Source organism: Micromonospora sp. M42 (assembly GCF_000568915.1).
GTDB lineage: Bacteria > Actinomycetota > Actinomycetes > Mycobacteriales > Micromonosporaceae > Micromonospora > Micromonospora chalcea.
On sequence record NZ_KK037233.1, the window covers coordinates 1,410,845 to 1,415,999 of the forward strand.

6 protein-coding genes and 1 pseudogene are annotated in these 5,155 nt (G+C 75.6%); 4 read left to right on the forward strand and 3 right to left on the reverse strand.

The window, feature by feature from the left end; all coding sequences use genetic code 11:
- The 4 genes and pseudogenes from MCBG_RS33715 to MCBG_RS34720 all read left to right on the forward strand — a co-directional run.
- A partial coding sequence (locus MCBG_RS33715) for a molybdopterin-dependent oxidoreductase (RefSeq protein WP_223201093.1) occupies positions 1–439 on the forward strand: 439 nt, incomplete at its 5' end.
- Between the two features lie 181 nt (positions 440–620).
- Positions 621–1,724, forward strand: coding sequence for a molybdopterin dinucleotide binding domain-containing protein (locus tag MCBG_RS33720; RefSeq protein WP_223201094.1), 1,104 nt, complete (start codon positions 621–623; stop codon positions 1,722–1,724).
- Positions 1,725–1,797: 73 nt separating this feature from the next.
- Complete coding sequence (locus tag MCBG_RS33725) at positions 1,798–1,965, forward strand: CBS domain-containing protein (RefSeq protein ID WP_223201095.1); 168 nt, start codon at positions 1,798–1,800, stop codon at positions 1,963–1,965.
- Positions 1,966–2,072: 107 nt separating this feature from the next.
- A pseudogene (locus tag MCBG_RS34720) lies at positions 2,073–2,162 on the forward strand (CBS domain-containing protein); the annotation flags it as partial.
- Between the two features lie 363 nt (positions 2,163–2,525).
- Here MCBG_RS34720 and MCBG_RS06160 read toward each other — a convergent pair.
- The 3 genes from MCBG_RS06160 to MCBG_RS06170 form a co-directional block, all read right to left on the reverse strand.
- Positions 2,526–3,863, reverse strand: coding sequence for an MGH1-like glycoside hydrolase domain-containing protein (locus tag MCBG_RS06160; RefSeq protein ID WP_043324648.1), 1,338 nt, complete (start codon positions 3,861–3,863; stop codon positions 2,526–2,528).
- Positions 3,860–4,678, reverse strand: a complete 819-nt coding sequence (locus tag MCBG_RS06165) for a sugar phosphate isomerase/epimerase family protein (protein WP_043324649.1) — start codon at positions 4,676–4,678, stop codon at positions 3,860–3,862. Before MCBG_RS06165 ends, MCBG_RS06160 begins: the two co-directional genes overlap by 4 nt.
- Positions 4,678–5,155: zinc-binding dehydrogenase (locus tag MCBG_RS06170; protein WP_157560816.1), on the reverse strand; the 478-nt coding region annotated here is incomplete at its 5' end. The genes MCBG_RS06170 and MCBG_RS06165, both read right to left, overlap by 1 nt.

Sequence of the window (5,155 nt, forward strand, 5' to 3'; positions counted from 1 at the left end):
ACCACCATCTGCACGGCGGGCGGCGCGGGCGGCGCTGCGCTCGCTGTACGGCGCCTCGGTCGGCTTCGAACCGGAGTCGATCGTCGAGGCGGAGCTGATCGTCCTCTGGGGCGCCAACCCGCTGGTCACCAACCTGCACCTGTGGCCGTTCGTGCAGCAGGCCCGCGAGCGCGGCGCGTACGTGGTGACGATCGACCCGCTGCGCACCGACACGGCGGCCCGCAGCGACGAGCACGTCGCGCCGCTACCCGGCACCGACGCGGCGCTCGCGCTCGGGCTGATGCGCCACGTCCGCGACGCCGGGGCGGCCGACGAGGCGTGGCTGGCCGCGCACACCACCGGCTGGCCGGAACTGGCCGCCCGGCTCGACGACTGGCCGGTGGAGCGGGCCGCCGCCGAGTGCGGCCTGCCGCCCGAGGTGGTACGCCGCCTCGGCTAGCGGATCGCCACCACCCGGCCCACCGCGATTCCGCGTCGGGCTGGGCCTGCAACGGCACCACGGTGCCGGGCAGGCGATCCGGGCCATCTTGCGCGTTGCCGCTGGTCACCGGCGACTTCCGGTACCCCGGCGGCGGGGCGCTGGTGACTACCAGCGGCACCACCGCATCGACAACGGTCCGGTGATCCGGCCCGCCGGCATGCCGGCCCCACCGGCCCGGACGCTGAACATGAGCCGGCTGGCCACCGTGCTCACCGGGGAGGCCGACCCGCCGGTCACCTCGCTCGTGGTGTTCAACGCCAACCCGGCGGCGACCGCGCCGGACCAGGCCCGGCTGCTCACCGGGCTGGGCCGCGCCGACCTGTTCACAGTGGTGCTGGAGCAGCGCTGGACCGACACCTGCGACTACGCCGACGTGGTGCTCCCGGCCACCATGCAGCCCGAGCACCTGGACCTGCAGACGTCCTACGGGCACCACTACACGACGCTGAATCTGCCGGTCACCCGCGCGCCGGGCGAGGCGCTGCCGAACACCGAGATCTTCCGGCGGATCGCCGCCGCGCTGGGCGTGGACCATCCGGCGTTCTCGGACAGCGACGAGGACCTGGCCCGGCAGTTGCTGGCCGGCGCGCCGATCACGTTCGAGGAACTGCGCGAACGCACGTACGCCCGGCTCACCGGCGTGCCGGTCGGGTCCGCGCCGTACGCCGCTGGCGGTTTCCCCACGCCGGACGGGCGGGCCCGGCTGCACGACCCGGCGCTCGCCGCGCTCGGGGTGGACCCGCTGCCCGGGTACACGCCACCGGCCGAGGCGGCCGACCCGGAACTGGCCCGCCGGTTCCCGCTGACGCTGCTCACCCCGGCCAACCGCTACCTGATGAACTCCACGTTCGCCTCGCTGCCCTGGCACACCCGCCGGGCCGGGCCGCCGCGGCTGCACCTGCACCCGGCCGACGCGGCGGCGCACGGGCTCGCCGACGGCGACGCGGTGCGCGTGCACAACGACCGGGGCGCGTTCCTCGCCGCGGTGGCGGTGGACGAGGCGACCCGGCCGGGGTGCGCGTTCACGTACAAGGCGTACTGGGCGCGGCGCAGCCCGGGGCGTTCCACCGTCAACGCGGTCACCGGCGTCCGCGACACCGACCTGGGCGAGGCGTTTTTTTTTTCACGACTGCCGGGTGGCGGTCGAGCCGGTGCCGGCCGCCCTGCTGACCGCCGAGCCGCCCCTGGACGAGGTCGCCGAGCCGGTAGCGGCTGGGTGATTTCGGGACCTCCGGCCCCCTGACCTGGTCATTGCGCCCCTGCTCCTCCCCCGTCGCCGCCGCCTAGCGTCGGGGGCGGACACAGGGAGGTTCGCCATGCGTACGTGGCAGGTGCAGGACGTGATGACCAGGGACGTGGCGTCGGTACGGGAGGGCACGGCGTACCGGGAGATCGTCGACGTGCTGACCGAACGGCACGTCCGGCGGCGCCGGTGGTGGACGAGACCCGGCGGGTGCTCGGCGTGGTGTCCGAGGCGGACCTGATGTACAAGGTGGAGCTGCTGGGCCAGCCCCGGGAGCGGCGGATCCTGCCCGACCGGCACCGCCGCGAGGCGCAGGCGAAGGCCGGTGCGACGCTCGCCGCCGACCTGATGACCGCTCCGCCGGTCACGATCACGCCGGACGCCACGATCGTGGAGGCGGCCCGGCTGATGGACACGCGCGGCGTGAAGCGGCTGCCGGTGGTCGACGACCTCGGCCGTCTGGTCGGCATCGTCACCCGCGGTGACCTGCTCAAGGTGCACCTGCGCCCGGACGCCGGCATCCGGCGCGACGTGGTCGAGGAGGTGCTGTGGCGCAGCCTCGGCGTGCGCGACGGCGTGGTCGACGTGACGGTGCAGCGGGGCGTGGTGACGCTGACCGGGCAGGTGGAGCGACGTTCCACGGCGCAGCTTCGCGGTGCGGCTGGCCCGGCAGGTCAGCGGCGTGGTAGAGGTGGTCGACGCGCTCGGCTACGCGATCGACGACGCCCCGATGGCGGCCCTGCGCGTCGGCGTCGCCTGAGCCTGGCCGGCCCGCGTCGGTCCACCCGGCGTCCACCGGTATCACTCCTGGGCGAGCGCGTCCAGCACCAGCGCGGCGGTCCAGCTGAACGCCGGCGAGCCGAGTCCGGCGCCGGTGTCCGGGTGGAAGTACTCGTGGCAGCCGGCCCGGTCGACCAGGTCGAGCAGCGACTCGCGCAGTCCGGCGGCCAGGTCGGCCCGGCGGTGGGTACGCAGACCCTGCCAGAGCAGCCAGCCGGTGTTGATCCAGCTCGGCCCGCGCCAGTAGCGCAGCGGCTCGAAGTCCGGGGCGGTGCGGTCGTACGTGGGCAGCGGCCGGTCCATCCGGGCGGCCAGCCCGAAACGCGGCGAGCACGCCTCGGCCAGCACCGCCGACACCTGCGCGGCGGGCAGCTCGGGCAGCGCCAGCGGCATCAGCCCGAGCACGGTACGGGCCGGCACGAGGCGGTCGGCGCGCACGTCGCGGGGACGGAACGTGCCGGTGACCGGGTCCCAGAGCCGGGTGACCATCGCCTCGGTGATCCGGGCCCCCCGGTCCCGGTGCGGCCCCGGGTCGGCGCCGATCACCGAGGCGATGCGCGCGAGGGCGTACTCGGAGACGCCGAGCGCGGCGTTCACCAGCGGGCACTCCACCAGGAACGGGTGCCGCCCGAGCAGCCCCTCGTCCCGGTAGCGGCCGGCCCGGTACGACTCCACCAGCGCGACGTAGCGCGCGTAGTCCAGGTCGGTGGGGCGCTGCGCCGCGTCGGCGTGCGCGGTGTCGTGCCGGCGGTACGCGCGCATCACCGCCTCGTCGGCGGGCACCCCGGCCAGCGGCGCGTCCCAGGCCGGGCTGTTGTCCAGTCCGGACTCCCACGGGTGCACGATCGCGGCCAGCCCGCCGCCGCCCGCGTCGCGCCGCCCGGTCAGGTAGCGCTGCTGCGCGACGAGCCTCGGGTAGAGCCGGCGCAGCGCGGCCACCGACGCCTCGGAGGAGGCGCGGCGGTGCACCAGCCAGGCGGCCGGGGCGTGCACCGGCGGCTGGACGATGCCGGAGGTGGCGCGGGCCGGGGCGCCCTCGGCGCGGGCCGAGTCCCAGAACCGGGGCCCGGGGAAGTACGGCCCGGCACGGGAGGCGGGGTTGAACACGATGTGCGGCACCCGCCCGTCGATCCACTGCGCGGCGAACAGCGTCCGCAGCTCCCGCCAGGCCCGGTCGGGGCGGACGTGTGCCAGGCCGATCGCGATGAACGCCGAGTCCCAGCTCCACTGGTGCGGGTAGAGCGTGCGGGAGGGCACCGTGTGGTCGTGTTCCCAGTTGGCGTCCAGGGTGGCCAGCGCGAGGCGGCGCAGCCGGGCGTGACGGTCGGCGTCGGCGCGTACCCCGGTGGTCAGCGTCATGCGGCGGCCCGCCGGGGACGGGCCTGGGCCAGCGCGGTGGCGGCCTGGCGCAGCGCGGCGACCGGCTCGCCGCGCAGCCGGCACTCCAGCGCGAGCCAGCCGGTGTAGCCGATCGCGTCCAGCGTGCCCAGCAGCGCCGCCCAGTCGAGGTGCCCCGCGCCGGGCTGGTGCCGGTTGGAGTCGCTGACCTGCACGTGCCCGAGGTACGGCGCGGCGGCGCGCAGCGCGGCGTTCGGGTCGTCCTCCTCGATGTTCATGTGGTACGTGTCGGCGGCCACCCGCAGCGCCGGTGACCCGACCGCGCGGCACAGCTCGACGGCCTGGTCGAGTCGGTTGACCATGTGGTCCTCGTACCGGTTGAGCGGTTCCAGGAACACGGTGACCCCTTCGGCGCGGGCGTGCCCGGCCAGCTCGCCCAGGGCGTCGACGAGCACCCGCCGGTCGTCGTCGGCCGAGCGTGGTGGTTCGAACGGGGGCAGCCGGCGGGAGAACATGCCCCACGCGGCAGGGGTCATCGCGCCGACGCCGCCCAGCTCGGCGATCACCGAGAGCTGGGAGCGCAGGTTGTCCACCGCGTCGCGGGATCGGCCCGGGTCGAAGTCGCCGACGAAGTGGTCCATCTCGACGCAGACGGTCGGCATGACCACGCCGGCGGCGCGGGCGCGGCGCAGCTCCGGCAGCCGCCCGGCCAGCGCGAGGTCACCCCGGCCGCGCAGCTCGATGCCCTGGTAGCCGAGGGAGACGGCGAGGGCGTACTTCCCGATCAGGTCGGCGCCGGGGAGCAACTGCTCCTGGCAGGCGAGCGGAATGTCCATCAGAACCTCAGCACCACTTGGAGGACGTCACCGTCACCGCGGTCGAGCAACGCCAGGGCGTCGGCCACCGCGCCCGCGTCGACGACGTGGCTCACCAGCGGCAGCGGGTCGACGCTGCCCTCGGCCACCAGGTCCATGAACGTGTCCGCGATCCGGGTCCCGGACCACCGGCCGGCCGTGCCGGGCGCCGGGTCCGGCCCGGAGACCTGGGCGGCCACCAGCTGGATCCGGTTGTGGTGGAACTCCTCGCCGAGTTCCAGCCCGTGGGCGTACCCCTGGTAGAAGCCGGCCGCGACGACGCGGCCGGCGTGGGCGGTGGCCCGGATCGCCTCGTGCAGCGCCGGGTACGACCCGGACAGCTCCAGGCACACGTCGGCGCCCCGGCCGCCGGTGTCGGCGCGCAGCGCGGCGGCGGGCGACTCGGCGGCGGCGTCGACCGTCCGGCGGGCGCCGAGCCCGGTGGCGTGGCGAGCCGTC